The organism is Exiguobacterium sp. UBA6309, assembly GCF_002439205.1.
GTDB lineage: Bacteria > Bacillota > Bacilli > Exiguobacteriales > Exiguobacteriaceae > Exiguobacterium_A.
This window is the reverse complement of sequence record NZ_DJTL01000010.1, coordinates 18,873-33,490: the sequence shown is the minus strand read 5'-3', so window position 1 is coordinate 33,490 and position 14,618 is coordinate 18,873. Positions and strand designations below refer to the sequence as shown.

Sequence of the window (14,618 nt, the reverse complement as noted above, 5' to 3'; positions counted from 1 at the left end):
GGAACACACGCTTTTGATTTACGATAAACACCAGTCAATTGGCTCTCTTCCCTGCTCTTTCAGCCAAGCATTCGTTTGCGAATAAGGTTTGCTACCGAAAAATCCTCGGCTCGCTGATAAGGGACTTGGATGAACGGCTTCGAGAACAAGATGACGATTCGTATCAATCAGCACCTTTTTACTCTTCGCGTGATTTCCCCATAGGATGAACACGATCGGTTGTGTCTGTGTTCCTAGGACTTCAATGACCCGATCCGTGAACGATGCCCAGCCTTTTTTAGCATGCGATCCCGCTTTTCCTTCTTCAACCGTGAGCGACGTATTCAGTAAAAAGACACCTTGTCGTGACCAAGCTTCGAGATTTCCGGATGTCGGAGCCGGACAACCGATATCCGCGACGAGTTCCTTATACATGTTTCGAAGGGACGGCGGGATCGGAACTCCGTCATGGACAGAAAAGCTGAGTCCGTTCGCTTGTCGTGGACCATGGTAGGGATCTTGTCCTAAAATGACGCACCGGACGTCTTCCGGTGCGACCGCATCAAACGCATGAAAGATCCGCTCTTTCGGAGGATAGACGGTCGTCGTTTGATAGGCTTCCTTCAAAAAAGCCCACAGCTCCTGAAAATAAGGTTTTTCCTTTTCTTCTTTTAACACCGTTTGCCAAGATGGATGCACGTGGATCCGCTCCTTTTTCAGTCTCAAGTCGCTGTTCGTACGTCTTGATTCTGCTATGATGGATGATGAGGTGGGAAACTATGATTCAGACAAAACAATTATTCGGACTACCATTCGTCGATGCGACACCTTCGCAATGGTATACCCATATTAAAACAATCTTACACGACCGCGGAAAAGCCTTTCTTGTCACGGCGAATCCTGAGCTCGTGTTGCGTGCATTGCGCGAACCTTCTTACGAAGCCATTTTACGGCAGGCGACGTTTATCACACCAGATGGTATTGGTGTGACCGCTGCCAGTAAACGAATGGGAGCGCCCCTCACTGCGACATTGCCAGGGATCGAGACGGCACGTGAACTATTGCGGACGGCAGATGAACTGAAGAAGCGTGTCTTTTTGCTTGGTGGACGCCCGGAAGTCATGAAATCGTTGATCCATCAGTTATCGATTCGTTTTCCGAACATCCGCTTCGTCGGTACGTTTCACGGTTTTGGAAAGACAGAGGAAGCAACGCGAGCGATCGCAGAAGTACAAGCTGATCTTATCCTCGTCGCACTCGGTGCGCCAAAACAGGAGGAATGGATCGCTTCTGTTTATGATCAAGTCGATCACGGCATCTTCATCGGTGTCGGTGGTGCATTCGATGTCTGGTCCGGACATAGTAAGCGTGCTCCAAAATTATTCCGTCGCCTCAAGCTAGAGTGGCTCTATCGTATCTCGACGCATCCCCGCGGCTTTGAGAAATTAAAAGATTTGTTGCTCTTCCTGACGCTTGTGCTTCGCAAAAAATCAACGCTCTCTTAAGAGCACACAAAAAGGCTCCCGACACGGCGGGAGCCTTTTTGACACTTATCTTATGCGTTGACAGTCGAGAATGAACGACCGAGTTCTTTCGCTTTTGCGATCGCTGCTTCTTTGATCTCTTCTGCTTTTTCTGGGTTCATCGCCATACCTTCGATGAAGAGTGCATCGTAGTCTGTTACACCAGTGAAAGCAAGTGCTTGACGGAGGTAGTCATCACCGAAGTTGAGACCAGATCCTGTGTAGACGCCACCTGTCGCTTGGATGTGGAGTGCTTTTTTGCCTTCCATCAAGCCTTTTGGACCTTCTGCAGTGTAAGCGAATGTTTTACCTGCAAGAAGTACGCTGTCGATGTACATTTTGAGACGTGCTGGGAAAGAGAAGTTCCACATTGGTGTGACGAAAACATACTCATCTGCTTCCATGTATTGCTCGAGATGTTTTGTCATCGTGCCAACTTTTGCGATCTCCACTTCTGTTAATTCTTCGCCAGTTGCGAATTTGCCCCATGCGCTTAATACGTCTGTATCGATTTCTTGGACTGTTTCGTTGTATAGGTCAAGAACTTCTACTTCAGCTGAAGGATTCGCTGCTTTGTAGCTTTCGAGGAATGCTTCACCGACTTGAAGGCTGAAAGAGTGTTCTGTAGCTTTCGGGTTAACAGTTACATAAAGTAATTTAGTCATTATTATTTCTCCCTTTTATTTAAAGTAAATTCTGTAACTAAACATACCAACCACCTTTTCGTTTGTCAATCAGTTTGACTTCCAAATGAACAAAAAAAAGCTCAAGTCCGTGACCTGAGCTTTCTTGATCTTATGAGTGCTAATTCTTACACATTTTCGAGCGGCGTATAATGTTCGGCTCGTAAACCGATTCGTTTCAACTGATCAATCAACTGTTCCTTTTCAGAAACCGACAAATCCTTAAATAAGTCTGCTAAAAAGGCTTCGTGTTTCGGGAATGTCTCTTCCATTAGTTCGCGCCCAGCTTCCGTTAATGTCCCAAACGTGACACGACGATCCGTCGCACATGATTTTCGCGCAATCAATCCACGCTTTTCGAGTTTATCGACAACATACGTCACACTGCCGCTCGTTAACAGAATTTTATCGCCAATCTGTTGTAAAGGCGTATCCCCTTTGTGGTACAGCAATTCCAGAACTCCGAATTCCGATAAATTCAACTGATGTGTTTTGATGTCTGCCTTCACTTGCTCCGTCACCGCATGCATCGTCCGAGATAGAACAACGAGCATTTTTAATGCCAGCTTCGAGTCTGTCGATTCCATTTTACGTTCGCCCCTCTTTGTGTTGTATCGTCACAATCATAGACTTCTTTGTCTAACTGGTCAATTCTTGCTGAATTTTCTCAATCAATCCATTGCTCAAAAATAGTTCTTGCCGTGAAACGCGTTTCATAGCCTATCGTCTTGATATACACTAAAAAGGAGGTAATCATCATGTCGATCCATACTCGGTTAACCCAGCTATTCAAGCGGAATGTTGCTTTTGAATGGGCGATTGAACAATTGCACACACCAGCAGGCTATTATTTGTGTCAACACACGTTGGTTGATCAATATCCTGATTTATCTCCTCAAGAAAAAACACGACTGCTCTCAAAAATCAATGAATTGGCTGAACAGACATCTCCATTCTCGGCTCCCGTCTCGCGACAGGATTGGCGCCGACTTGAACAACGATTATCTCGCCAGACCTAAAGGAGGGATGCGCGATGACGAACATCCGAGACTTGGCACGTGAAGCAAACGTGTCCGTCACGACAGTCTCACGTGTACTAAATGATCACCCTTACGTTGCTAACGAGAAGCGACAAGCTGTCCGAGAAGCGATAGTAAAACTTGGCTATATCCGTAATCAAACCGCTGTCCATCTTTCGACGGGCATGACGAAGACGGTCGGTGTCATGCTCCCATTCGTTGATCATCCATATCACGCCGCCATTCTCCAAGGCATCGCACAAGCTGCCTTTGACGCCAGTTATCGTTTCTTGACGTGGCAAACGAATTATGTGGAAACGCATGAGCAACTCGCTCTTGATGCGCTAGCGCAACAGGAGATCGACGCACTCATCGTCGTGTCGCACAGCCTTCCGTTATCAGCGATTTTATCGTATGAACGTTATGGACCGATTGTCTTTTGTGAACACCACGAAGACGTCGCTGCTGTCTATATCGATCACTATACGGCCTTTCAACAAGGACTTGCACATCTGCGACAACAAGGACATACAAGCATCGGTATCTGTCTCGGACGACCGGACAGCACGAATAGCTTAGCGCGTAAACATGCGTATCAAGAGGTCGTACGTGATGAATTCGTCTATGAACAAACGTTGACGATCGAAGATGGTGCGACCGTCGCAAGGCGCTGGATGCAACAAAAACAACGACCGACCGCCATCTTGACCGCCAGTGATCACGTGGCAGCGGGTCTGATCTTGGAACTCCGTAAACAAGGCTATCAGGTCCCGGGAGACCTGTCTGTCATTGGTTTTGATGGAAGTGAACTCGCTGAAGTCTTAGCGATGACGACGATTGCGATCCCGTATGCCACGATCGGGCGACATGCTTTTCAATTAACCGTCCGGGAAGATCTCGTTGCTCGTCCACAAATCGAAGTGCCGTCAGCGTTCATTGCTGGAACGACTGTTCTTCCTCATACCTGAGTCCATATAAAAAAGCGACGAGTTCATCGATTTGAATTCGCCGCTTCATTTCGTTTAAAGTGCCCCTGCTGCTACATACCGTGATCCCCAGTAACCGCCACGGAACGATTCTTTGACGACTCTTCCATAATACGAGTTCGCATTGATCATCGTACCACCATCGACAGCGATTCCAACGTGTTGAATCCCACTTCCATGTGTAAAGAAGACGAGATCACCAGCGCCTGGTGCCGTACGTTTTGTTGCTGAGTATTGAGCCGCTGCCGTACGTGGGAGTAATTTTCCTAGTGCTTGATAAACGTAACGCGTAAATCCTGAGCAATCAAAGCTAACAGGACCTGTCGCACCAAAAACATAAGGACGTCCTTTAAGACCTTCTGCTACCGAAACGATCGTTGATCCTGTTTTACTAAGACCTTTCGTCGCTTTAGCGTTATATGCTTTCGTATATGTAGAGGCGATGTATGCTGATTTCCCCTGATGACGGATTTGATACCATTCTTTGAGTTGACCTACGACGGTTACAGCTTGTCCAAGTTTCAATTGCCCGACTCGTTTACTCGATACAGCAGCTTTTGCACGAATATTCAACACATCCACTGATACTACTACTTTTTTACTTGTTGCAGCTTGCGTTGATGCTGGGACGAGTGTCCAACTACTGATAAGTAACGTTAAGGTTAACAAAACACGAGTGACAGCTTTCATCGATTCATTCTCCTCTTATGTATGAATGTATTGTACGTCTGAATTGTCAGATAATTTCTGTATTTATCCTATCATGTTCCAGATTTTCATCATGTTACAGTTATTTAACGCGAATTCTTTCTTGTAATACTTTTGTAACAAAACAAAAAAACAGATATGCAGAATGGCTTATTCTCGCCATTTCTGCATATCTGTCCGTTTTAGTGATTTAATCGTTTTTTCAAGAATCAATTGACTTCTTTTTACGGAAACGTGCTAAGAATTCATAGACGATCGGCACGATAAGGAGTGTCAACAATGTCGAACTTGTAAGTCCACCGATGACCGTCACGCCTAATCCTTTTGAAATTAATGCGCCGCCTTCGAGTCCAAGCGCGAGTGGTGCAAGGGCACCGATCGTCGCAAGGGCTGTCATCAAGATTGGACGTAAACGTGTACCTGCTGCATCGAGTAGTGCTTGACGCGTCGATAAACCTTCTGCTTCTTTATGAATGACACGGTCGATCAAGACGATCGCATTCGTCACGACGATCCCAATCAACATCAAGGCACCGATTAAGGACGATACAGAAATCGTCTCGCCTGTAATCAGAAGTGCAACGAGCCCACCGATGATTGCGAACGGAAGTGAGAACAAGATGACGAGTGGCGTCAATGCTCCTCCGAACGTAATGACAAGGACGAGATAGACGATGGCTACAGCTGCTGCCATTGCTAGACCGAGTTGTGTGAACGATTCTTGGATCTGTTCAGTAACTCCGCCTTGCTCATATGAGACACCCGTTGGACGATCGATATTCTTGACGGATTTTTCAATCGCTTGAGAAGCTTCTGTTGCTTTATCCGTTTTCAGTTCTGCTGTCACCGTAGCAACGAGTTTTCCATCGCGTTCGTTGAGTGAGTCAGGTGTCGTTCCTTTTTTCACTTCAACAAAATCGGACAGTTTACGAACACCAAGTGGTGTCACGACATCCGTCTCTTCCAAATCTTGAACGGAATCGTATGTCGTTTGTTCGTTTGGAACGATGACATCGAGTTCCTTCCCATCTACCTTAATAGTAGAAAGTGGTTTTTCTTCTCCTTGGACATTAGCAATGCCTTGCGCAAGTTGTGCTGTTGAAACGCCGAATTCAGCCGCTTTTTGCTGATCGACTTCGAACGTATATTGCGTATACGCTTCTTTTAAATCTGTCGTTACTTTTCGAACATATTTCGTTTCGCCTTCGATCGCATCGACGAATTTCGGTGTTACTGCTTCTAAATCTTCAATATTATTCGCGAAGATCGAATACGAGACGCCTGACGAAGCTGCGCCACCACTAAAGTCTTGCTCTTTCCATTCTCCTGTCGGAATGTCAGCATTCAGCTGTTTGATGGCTGTCTGTTTAACATCTGCGAAATCTTCCGTGTCTGGATCGTATTGGACGATGAAGACACCTTGTTTCGTATTCCCTGGATTCAATGGATTTTCTCCACCGACGGTAAACTGAAGATTATCGATATTTTTTTGTTTGTTGAAATAATCTTCTGCTTGATCAGCTGCTTTTAACGAATCATCCAACGTTTGACCTGGTTTTGGATTGTACGTGACGTAGAGTGTCTTTTCTCCTTCTTGATTCAAGAAGTTGACACCAATCGTTGGTACGAGAGCAAAACTACCGATCAAAAGCAAGACTGAAAGACCAAAGACGATGAGTTTATGGTTAAGAGACCAATTCAGCATACGGCGATACCCATTCGCCAACTTTCCGCCCTCTTCTTTTTCCGGTTTTGGTGCTTTACCACGCTTAAAGAGCGAATCCGCGAACATCGGAACGACCGTAACCGCAACGATCAAGGACGCGAACAGTGCAAAGACGACTGTCAAAGCGAATGGTAAGAACAGCTCACCAACGAATCCCGTAACGAATCCGAGTGGTAAGAAGACCGCGATCGTAACGATTGTCGACGAAGCGATTGGAATGAAGACCTCTCGTGTTGCACTGATGATCAGTTCTTTTCCTTTTAACTTTTCCGTCGGATCCGTCAAACGACGATAAATATTTTCGATGACGACGATGGAATCATCAACGACTCGACCAATCGCGACCGTCATCGCTCCGAGTGTCATGATGTTCAAGGAAATATCCATTTGCTTCAAGACAAGAATTGCCATCAGAAGGGATAACGGAATCGAAATAACAGCAATGATCGTTGATTTAATGTTTCGTAAGAACAGCAAGATGATGACAATCGCAAATAACGCACCAATCAATGCTTTACTGATCATCGTCGAAACGGATTCCTCAATTGGTTTACCTTGATCAAGTGTCACAGATGCATTGACCGAACCGTTTTCTTTTTCGAAGTCTTTGATCGTCTGCTTGACTGCATTGACGACATCGACTGTATTCGCATCTTGCGACTTTGTTACTTGAACACCAATCGATCGTTCACCATTCGAACGCGAGATCGATTCCTCGATCCCTTTATCCTCAATCGTCGCAACTTGCGACAACGTGACAGTTGGTACTTGCGTTGGCGCCGTCTGTGTTGCCTGACTGGACGTTGCGCCTGTCGCTGTTGTCGTTTGGGATGCCGCAGGGGCTGACGATGGAGCTTGTCCTGCTTGTCCTGCTTGTCCTGCTTGTCCTGCTTGTCCTGCTTCAGGAGTATTCGATACTGGCGGCGTATATGGAAGACGAAGATCTTTTAATTCCTTGACCGTCGTTGCTTTTCCATCTAATACGACTGCTTGTTCCTTATCTCCCAACTCGTACAAGCCAAGCGCTAAACGGGAATCATTAGCTTGAATTAATTGTTTCGCATTCTCTTCGGTTAGACCGTAACGTTCGAGTTTTTTCTCATCGAAGCGAATTTCGATCCGGCGAATCTCTTGACCCGCGACTTGAACCGTCTGCGCCCCTTCGATTCCTTCAAGCTTTGGTTGAAGTTCGTTTTCAACGAGTTTCGTCAATTCAGATAGGGATCGTTCCTTATCCGAAACGGCAAAACCGATGACTGGGAATGCATCAAAGGAAATCCGTGATACTTGTGGTTCCTGAACACCTTCCGGCAATTCGACGTTTGAAAGAGCTTCTTTTACTTTTTGCTCGGCTTCTTCCATATTCGTACTGAAGTTATAGTCGATTTGTAGGTTCGATGCATTTTGGAAGGACGTCGAACGTACAGTATCGACTCCTGACAAATTTTCAACCTTACTTTCAAGTTCTCGACTGACTTCATCTAGAACTTGTTCTGGTGTAGCACCTGGATAAATCGTCGTCACCGACACGGTCGGTGTCGTGATGTCTGGCAATGTCTCGAGCTTCATCGATGTTCCCGCATAAATACCGGCAACCGTGATGATGATCGTCATGAGCCAGAGGGCAAACTTATTGTTCACCGAAAACTGGATGATCTTTTTCATCGTATGATTCTCCCTCACTCTTCAATTTGTTTATCTAGTCGTCGTGCACGTTCTATTAATTGCTGAATTAATCGTTGTCGCACATCTGGAGACGGTGCGCCAAACTGAAAATGCTCCGACAATTTCAAACCGTCTAATATAAAGCGAATCGATAACACTTCAACCGGATCCATCTGTTCTGTCAGTTGGCGGAAGAACTGCTCCGCTTGTCGCTTTCGTTCCTCGACGAACGTCGCATGATCCTTTAATAAGGACAACAAGTAAAGAAGCGCATCCATGTCGAGATGGAACTCCTCTTGTTGCTGGATTTGCAACGTCACGAACGCTTCCATCGGTCCCATCGTCAACTGATGCTGTTCATATAGTTCAAATTGTCGTGCTTCTTGCGCCTCGATGACCCCCATTAATAATGCTTCCTTCGAAGCAAAATGATACAATAGTCCACCTTTTGAGACATTTGCTTGTTTCGCTACTTCTTCAAGCGTCAATTGGGTGAATCCTTGTTGCAAAATAATCGTCGTCGTTGCTTCAAGAATCCGACGACGAGTCTCTTGCGCTTTTGCACTAGCCAAAAGCCTCCCCCTTTTCCTATCTATTTTACTGTACCGTCTGGACGGTTTCTTTTTATAGTGTACGGATTCTCATTTCGAGATGCAATCGCTTTGCTTATGTTTCACGTGAAACTTTCGTGAACGAAAAAAACGCTTACGCATTTTATTATACGTAAGCGTTCTGAAGTGGATTATTCGTTTGCTTCACGTGCACTCTCTCGTAGCGCCGCTTGCATCGTTTCGAACAGGTGCCGCTCCCGTAACACTTGGACACCACGATCCGTCGGTCCACCAGGTGCTGCAACGTCAGCAATGAGACGATCTGTGCTCTCATTAGAACGCATGAGAATCTCTGCTGAACCTTTCATCGCTTGAGCAACGATTCGACGTGCATTTCCCTCTTCAAAACCGGCATCCGTCAAAACTGGTACCATACCAGCTACGATTTCATAGAAGAATGCTGGACTACATCCAGCTGCCGCCATGAACGCTGGCATCGTCGATTCATTTGCCTCCGCGATTTCTCCGACACGTTCAAATAATGCCTCGACTACATTTCGGATCTCTTCATTCACATGTGAGCCGAACCATAGTCCAGTCATTCCTAATCGATGCGCGACCGGTGTATTCGGCATAGCAGCCACTGTCGGACGTTCCGTCAACTGTTCGATTTCGTTCGGTGTAATGTGAGCCGCAATCGAAACGATCGTTTGGTGCGTCCATTGTTGGTTTGCTACGTAGGCAAGTACACCATCAGGTTGCATACCAAGCATGACGACATCATATAAGGAGACATCTTCTTGTTCGACCGTTTGAATGCCGTGTCGCGCCGCGACTTCCGTCAAGCGTGCTCCACCACTGCGATTCGTCATCGTAATGTCCTCACGCTTAAATCCAGAAGCGACCCACCCTTGAACGAGCGCCTCACTCATCGCACCTGCTCCTACTACTAATAGTTTCATCGTCTATCCTTCCTTTCCCTCAAAAAAAAGACCAGTCATGACTGGTCTTGTGCGGGTCCATTATACACGAACAGATAAATCTTCGACAGCGACGACACGAAGACCCTTTTCGTCAAGTTTCTTCACGATCTTTTTCTTCGTCTTTTCATCACAATCCGTCGGTAACGTAATTAACACGCGACGCATGACACTACTTTTCGCATCGAGGGTCATCAGACTCGCCACCGTTGAATATTTATTGACGATCTTCGAAATCTTCTCGAGTGCCCCTTTTTGTTCGCTTAAGGCTACCGTCAGAACGTAACTTCCCGAATCACGATTCCACGCTTCCTCAAGCATTCCAAGCATCTTCCCGTGCGGTAAGATACCGAAAAAATGACCGTCGTCATTTAAGACCGCAATATACGGTAATTCCTTAATTGAGAAGAAGACTTCAAAGAAATTACTTCCTGTATAGATGTATTTGGATGTATTCTTAATCAGCGACATGACATTGTCGTCTAAACTGCCACCATTCATCCCATGACGATAAATGTGCATCTTATAGATATTCCCCTTGAAATCCTGTCCTGTCTGACTAAGAACCGGGACACATCGGTATCCGGTTTTTTCAAGCGTGTCAAGCGCTTCACGGATCGTCGCTGTTTCGGAAATCGTGACACATTGGTGCTTCGGGATACATAAACTTTGAACGAGCATAATAAAATCCTCCTCTTTTACCTAATTACGCAGACTTAATCATATCATTCGATTTTCATACGCCATATCCTCTTTTCCCACTTCTGATGCGCTTTTATTCTTACAATCACAAGACATTCGCTTGTAATCACAACGCAATCCAACCTATTTCAATTAAGTACACATGTAATCTCCTATTGTCAGATAATTTATTAAATCTACAATCACCTTCATATTAAGATTTATTAAGATTTCGTAAAGACGCTTCATAAATGTATTCTTTTACAATACCGTCTGCTACAATCGAACTCGTGAAGTTGCTTCACTATTCTATTCTTGTTCTTAATATGGAGGCAGAAGAAATGTTTAGTAAAAAACAAGATCCATTCGCAGTTAAATTATCAGAAATCGCAGGACACTTAAAAACGACTTCGCAATTCTTCGTTGACTTTAAAATCAACGGCATCGCGGATGTAAAAGAATTTGCACATAAAGTAAAAGACTTCGAAACAGCTGGGGACGATTTGATGCATCAGTTGATCATCGACTTGAACAACGCGTTCATCACGCCAATCGATCGCGAAGACTTACTCGCACTCGCTAACGCACTCGATGACGTCTTAGATGGCTTTGAAGAATGTTCTGCTATTTTCGAAATCTACAATATCATTCAAGCAGACGAGCACATGATTAAGTTCGTTGATGAAATCAACATCGCTGTTTCAGAACTCGCAACGTCAATGGATCTTCTTGTTGCACGTAAATTGCAACCGATGCGTGAACACGTCATTAAAATCAAAGAACAAGAGACGATTTGTGACAACTTACGCCGTAAATCAATCAAAGCATTGTTCGCAACAGAAACAGATCCAATTAAAATCATTCAATACAAAGAAATCTATGAATCGCTCGAATCAATCGCGGACTACTGCCAAGACGCAGCTAACGTCATTGAAACGATCATCATGAAAAACGCTTAAGTGAGGAGCTAACGAGATGGATAGCCTGTTTATCATCACCGCCATAATCGTGATTCTCGCACTTAGCTTCGACTTCATCAACGGTTTCCACGATACAGCGAACTCAATCGCGACTGCTGTATCGACTCGCGCTTTGAAACCACGCCATGCCATCATTTTGGCTGCATCGATGAACTTCCTAGGTGCAATCACATTCACTGGAGTCGCAAAAACGATCTCTGGTGACATCGTTGACCCGTCAACACTTGAACACGGGAGCTATGTCGTCATCGCTGCCTTGATTTCAGCCATTGCTTGGAATCTCTTGACTTGGTACTTTGGTATTCCGTCAAGTTCGTCGCATACACTGATTGGTTCGATTGCTGGTGCAGCTGTTGCCTCTGTTGGATTTGGTGGCATCGAAGCAAAAGGGCTCTTGAAAATCGTTGAAGCTTTGCTGATTTCACCAGTACTCGCCTTCACACTCGGTTTCATCGTATATGCAGTCTTTAAAATCATCTTCAAAAAAGGAAATTTGGCGAAAACGAATCGTCGCTTCCGCCACGTCCAAATCGCAACTGCTGCATTACAATCGTACACACACGGTACGAATGATGCGCAAAAAGCGATGGGGATCATCACACTCGCTTTGATTTCGTCTGGTTTCCAAACGGATCACGAAGTTGCCACTTGGGTTAAACTTTCCTGTGCGATCGCAATGGGTCTCGGAACATCTGTCGGTGGATGGCGCATCATCAAAACCGTCGGTGGTCAAATCATGAAAATCCGTCCAGTCAATGGTGTAGCAGCTGACTTAACATCAGCAGCAATCATTTTTGGTGCAACGGCGATTCATCTTCCTGTTTCGACGACACACGTCATCTCATCTGCCATCTTAGGTGTAGGTACATCGCACCGTAAGAAAGGTGTCAAGTGGGGAACAGCGCAACGCATGCTTATCACATGGGTCATCACATTGCCGATTTCAATGGCTTTAGCTGCTATGATCTACTATATTCTCGACTTCTTATTCATTAAATAAGTACGCACCCCGCCTATTCAAGATAGGTGGGGTTTTGTCTACGCTAGAAGCGTCGACAGTTGTTGTTTTTCCCATAATTCGCTATTATGAAGAACAAGAAGGATTGTCTATTTCTTTAGGAGGAATGCCCCATGACAAAACGTAAAGCCTTAACGATTGCTGGTTCCGACACGAGTGGTGGAGCTGGCATTCAAGCTGATTTAAAGACGTTCCAAGAACTTGGCGTCTACGGAATGAATGCCTTGACGGTCATCGTCGCTCAAGATCCTGATCACTCTTGGCATCATGCGGTTTACCCAATCGACACAGAACTCGTCCGGACACAAATCCACACGGTCCTTGGAGGTATTGGTGTTGATGCGATGAAGACGGGAATGCTCCCGACTGTCGAAATCATTGAAACCGTTGCCGAAAAAATCAAATCATCCGGCGTCCAAAACGTCGTCATCGATCCTGTTATGGTCTGTAAAGGCGAGGATGAGGTGCTAAACCCTGATACAGCGAACGCACTTCGTGATGTCTTGACACCACTTGCGACAGTCGTCACACCGAACGTCTTTGAAGCAGGTCAATTATCGGGTCTTGGTAAAACGCCAGCAACGATAGACGAAATGAAACTTGCAGCAGCGCGGATTCATGAAAAAGGTGCGCAATACGTTCTTGTTAAAGGTGGCAGTAAGATTGACCATCCACAAGCAGTTGACGTGCTTTATGACGGAAAAGAGTTTATCCTGATTGAGGACGAACGAATCGAGACACCGTACACGCACGGTGCCGGCTGCACGTACTCTGCAGCAATCACGGCCGAACTCGCAAAAGGTGCATCGGTAGAAACTGCTGTCCGTACAGCAAAATCTTTTATCACTTCTGCGATTCGTCATTCATTCCGTTTGAATGAATACGTCGGACCAACTGATCACGCTGCACATCGTACAGTCCAGTCTTGATCCGCTTAAGAAGTCCGCGATATCCGCGGACTTCTTTCTGTATAGGAGAGGAGAAAAGTTTATGCAAGCCATTGATTTACAAGAAATACAGCGTTATATCGACGAACATGCGAATACACCGTTATACGTACACGTTGAGACGACGAACGGTGCCTATGCGACGCACCAAGATCCAACTTTCCATAGCGCAGGGATGTTTTTCCGTAATGCGGAAATCACTTACGAACGTGGTCTGATCACAGGAAACGGACCTTACCGGATCGGTTTGAAACTTGCCCACGGCTGGTTATACGGTGAAGGATTGACTGACTTCGAATTTGCTGGGGATCAATTGTTGATTGCCGGTCACGATGTCGAAGGACGTCTTGCGATTGCTTTTGAACTTAGCCCGACACCATTTGCTCAAGGTGCAGAGGAGGTAGACGCATGACACACGAAGATCATTTACTCGTCGTCTTCCCTCACCCGGATGACGAAGCCTTCAGTTCTGCTGGTACGATCATCGAGCACGCAGAAAATCGTGGTCCTGTCACATATGCTTGTTTGACGCTCGGTGAGATGGGCCGTAACATGGGACGCCCTGTCTTTACGAACCGGGAACAGCTCGCAACGATTCGCAAACATGAGTTGATCGATGCAGCTGAAAAAATGAAGATTTCGGATCTCCAAATGTGGGGACTTCGCGATAAGACCGTTGAATTCGAGGATGAAGCGGCACTTGCTGACCGTATCCTTACCTTGATTCAACAGACGCGCCCGACTCGCTTGATTTCATTTTATCCGGGTTACGCGGTCCATCCCGATCACGAAGCGACAGCTCGCGCCGTCGTTCGTGCCCTTCGGATGATGGATCCTGCCGATCGCCCTGAGTTCCTTGCGGTCGCTTTTGCGAACAATACGAAAGAAGAGCTTGGAGAAGGAACATTCATTCACGATGTCAGTGCCTATACGGATCAAAAGATCAAGGCACTCGAAGCACACGCTTCACAAACAGGTGGTTTGATGAAAGTCATCTCGGAAGACTCGAACATCCGTGACCTGCTCGTCAAAGAACGCTATTACCACTATCCGCTGTAATTTCCTATTAAGAGATGCCGATCGTCCGAGCGACAATCAGCATCTCTTTTTTGGCCTTCATTAGAAAACGTCGACTTTTTTGACGGCTTCTGCTAGTGTGAATAGTTGAGACT

At 45.8% G+C, this 14,618-nt stretch carries 16 protein-coding genes; 8 read left to right on the top strand and 8 right to left on the bottom strand.

Features of this window, described 5'->3' with window-relative positions; genetic code table 11:
* Positions 1-18 precede the first annotated feature (18 nt).
* On the bottom strand, positions 19-678 hold the full coding sequence (gene ung / locus B3M90_RS02800; protein WP_197026245.1) for a uracil-DNA glycosylase: 660 nt from the start codon (positions 676-678) through the stop codon (positions 19-21).
* An 80-nt stretch (positions 679-758) separates the two neighbouring features.
* Here ung and B3M90_RS02795 point away from each other — a divergent pair, with 80 nt between their 5' ends.
* Positions 759-1,484 (top strand): WecB/TagA/CpsF family glycosyltransferase, encoded by a 726-nt coding sequence (locus B3M90_RS02795; RefSeq protein WP_290782491.1) that lies wholly within the window; start codon positions 759-761, stop codon positions 1,482-1,484.
* 50 nt (positions 1,485-1,534) lie between these two features.
* Here the strand turns inward: B3M90_RS02795 and B3M90_RS02790 are convergent, their stop codons facing one another.
* Together B3M90_RS02790 and B3M90_RS02785 are read right to left on the bottom strand one after the other, a co-directional pair.
* Positions 1,535-2,167: an NAD(P)H-dependent oxidoreductase gene (locus B3M90_RS02790; protein WP_023469709.1), complete on the bottom strand. Its 633-nt coding sequence runs from the start codon at positions 2,165-2,167 to the stop codon at positions 1,535-1,537.
* Positions 2,168-2,313: 146 nt separating this feature from the next.
* Positions 2,314-2,772 carry a MarR family winged helix-turn-helix transcriptional regulator gene (locus B3M90_RS02785; RefSeq protein WP_029342913.1) on the bottom strand — a complete coding sequence of 153 codons (459 nt, stop codon included), beginning with the start codon at positions 2,770-2,772 and terminating at the stop codon, positions 2,314-2,316.
* A gap of 171 nt (positions 2,773-2,943) precedes the next feature.
* Between B3M90_RS02785 and B3M90_RS02780 the strand changes: the two genes are divergently transcribed.
* Together B3M90_RS02780 and B3M90_RS02775 are read left to right on the top strand one after the other, a co-directional pair.
* The gene (locus B3M90_RS02780; protein ID WP_035412036.1) at positions 2,944-3,204 is read left to right on the top strand and encodes a hypothetical protein; all 261 of its coding nucleotides are present in this window, start codon (positions 2,944-2,946) and stop codon (positions 3,202-3,204) included.
* 14 nt (positions 3,205-3,218) lie between these two features.
* Positions 3,219-4,172, top strand: coding sequence for a LacI family DNA-binding transcriptional regulator (locus tag B3M90_RS02775; RefSeq protein ID WP_290782490.1), 954 nt, complete (start codon positions 3,219-3,221; stop codon positions 4,170-4,172).
* Between the two features lie 54 nt (positions 4,173-4,226).
* Here B3M90_RS02775 and B3M90_RS02770 read toward each other — a convergent pair whose 3' ends face one another.
* The 5 genes from B3M90_RS02770 to cbpA form a co-directional block, all read right to left on the bottom strand.
* Positions 4,227-4,880 carry a C40 family peptidase gene (locus B3M90_RS02770; RefSeq protein WP_290782488.1) on the bottom strand — a complete coding sequence of 218 codons (654 nt, stop codon included), beginning with the start codon at positions 4,878-4,880 and terminating at the stop codon, positions 4,227-4,229.
* Positions 4,881-5,100: 220 nt separating this feature from the next.
* Positions 5,101-8,289 (bottom strand): efflux RND transporter permease subunit, encoded by a 3,189-nt coding sequence (locus B3M90_RS02765; protein ID WP_290782486.1) that lies wholly within the window; start codon positions 8,287-8,289, stop codon positions 5,101-5,103.
* Between the two features lie 14 nt (positions 8,290-8,303).
* Entirely contained in the window at positions 8,304-8,861 is a 558-nt protein-coding gene (locus B3M90_RS02760; RefSeq protein WP_214856683.1) for a TetR/AcrR family transcriptional regulator, read from the bottom strand.
* A 170-nt stretch (positions 8,862-9,031) separates the two neighbouring features.
* The gene (locus tag B3M90_RS02755) at positions 9,032-9,802 is read right to left on the bottom strand and encodes a pyrroline-5-carboxylate reductase family protein (RefSeq protein ID WP_290782483.1); all 771 of its coding nucleotides are present in this window, start codon (positions 9,800-9,802) and stop codon (positions 9,032-9,034) included.
* Positions 9,803-9,862: 60 nt separating this feature from the next.
* On the bottom strand, positions 9,863-10,501 hold the full coding sequence (gene cbpA / locus B3M90_RS02750) for a cyclic di-AMP binding protein CbpA (protein WP_290782481.1): 639 nt from the start codon (positions 10,499-10,501) through the stop codon (positions 9,863-9,865).
* Positions 10,502-10,842: 341 nt separating this feature from the next.
* Between cbpA and B3M90_RS02745 the strand changes: the two genes are divergently transcribed.
* The 5 genes from B3M90_RS02745 to bshB2 all read left to right on the top strand — a co-directional run bounded on the left by B3M90_RS02745 (position 10,843) and on the right by bshB2 (position 14,505).
* The gene (locus B3M90_RS02745; RefSeq protein ID WP_290782479.1) at positions 10,843-11,460 is read left to right on the top strand and encodes a DUF47 domain-containing protein; all 618 of its coding nucleotides are present in this window, start codon (positions 10,843-10,845) and stop codon (positions 11,458-11,460) included.
* Between the two features lie 16 nt (positions 11,461-11,476).
* Entirely contained in the window at positions 11,477-12,481 is a 1,005-nt protein-coding gene (locus tag B3M90_RS02740; protein WP_290782477.1) for an inorganic phosphate transporter, read from the top strand.
* 131 nt (positions 12,482-12,612) lie between these two features.
* Positions 12,613-13,428, top strand: coding sequence for a pyridoxine/pyridoxal/pyridoxamine kinase (gene pdxK, locus B3M90_RS02735; RefSeq protein ID WP_290782475.1), 816 nt, complete (start codon positions 12,613-12,615; stop codon positions 13,426-13,428).
* A 61-nt stretch (positions 13,429-13,489) separates the two neighbouring features.
* The gene (locus B3M90_RS02730) at positions 13,490-13,858 is read left to right on the top strand and encodes a YojF family protein (RefSeq protein ID WP_035412012.1); all 369 of its coding nucleotides are present in this window, start codon (positions 13,490-13,492) and stop codon (positions 13,856-13,858) included.
* Positions 13,855-14,505, top strand: a complete 651-nt coding sequence (bshB2, locus tag B3M90_RS02725; protein WP_290782473.1) for a bacillithiol biosynthesis deacetylase BshB2 — start codon at positions 13,855-13,857, stop codon at positions 14,503-14,505. Before B3M90_RS02730 ends, bshB2 begins: the two co-directional genes overlap by 4 nt.
* The last annotated feature ends 113 nt before the right edge of the window (positions 14,506-14,618 follow it).

Excerpts from the sequence above, each read along its gene's own strand:
- B3M90_RS02795 (WP_290782491.1), top strand. The coding sequence starts at position 759 with ATGATTCAGACAAAACAATTATTCGGACTACCATTCGTCGATGCGACA.
- B3M90_RS02790 (WP_023469709.1), bottom strand. The coding sequence starts at position 2,167 with ATGACTAAATTACTTTATGTAACTGTTAACCCGAAAGCTACAGAACAC.
- B3M90_RS02785 (WP_029342913.1), bottom strand. The coding sequence starts at position 2,772 with ATGGAATCGACAGACTCGAAGCTGGCATTAAAAATGCTCGTTGTTCTA.
- B3M90_RS02780 (WP_035412036.1), top strand. The coding sequence starts at position 2,944 with ATGTCGATCCATACTCGGTTAACCCAGCTATTCAAGCGGAATGTTGCT.
- B3M90_RS02775 (WP_290782490.1), top strand. The coding sequence starts at position 3,219 with ATGACGAACATCCGAGACTTGGCACGTGAAGCAAACGTGTCCGTCACG.
- B3M90_RS02770 (WP_290782488.1), bottom strand. The coding sequence starts at position 4,880 with ATGAAAGCTGTCACTCGTGTTTTGTTAACCTTAACGTTACTTATCAGT.
- B3M90_RS02765 (WP_290782486.1), bottom strand. The coding sequence starts at position 8,289 with ATGAAAAAGATCATCCAGTTTTCGGTGAACAATAAGTTTGCCCTCTGG.
- B3M90_RS02755 (WP_290782483.1), bottom strand. The coding sequence starts at position 9,802 with ATGAAACTATTAGTAGTAGGAGCAGGTGCGATGAGTGAGGCGCTCGTT.
- cbpA (WP_290782481.1), bottom strand. The coding sequence starts at position 10,501 with ATGCTCGTTCAAAGTTTATGTATCCCGAAGCACCAATGTGTCACGATT.
- B3M90_RS02745 (WP_290782479.1), top strand. The coding sequence starts at position 10,843 with ATGTTTAGTAAAAAACAAGATCCATTCGCAGTTAAATTATCAGAAATC.
- B3M90_RS02740 (WP_290782477.1), top strand. The coding sequence starts at position 11,477 with ATGGATAGCCTGTTTATCATCACCGCCATAATCGTGATTCTCGCACTT.
- pdxK (WP_290782475.1), top strand. The coding sequence starts at position 12,613 with ATGACAAAACGTAAAGCCTTAACGATTGCTGGTTCCGACACGAGTGGT.
- B3M90_RS02730 (WP_035412012.1), top strand. The coding sequence starts at position 13,490 with ATGCAAGCCATTGATTTACAAGAAATACAGCGTTATATCGACGAACAT.
- bshB2 (WP_290782473.1), top strand. The coding sequence starts at position 13,855 with ATGACACACGAAGATCATTTACTCGTCGTCTTCCCTCACCCGGATGAC.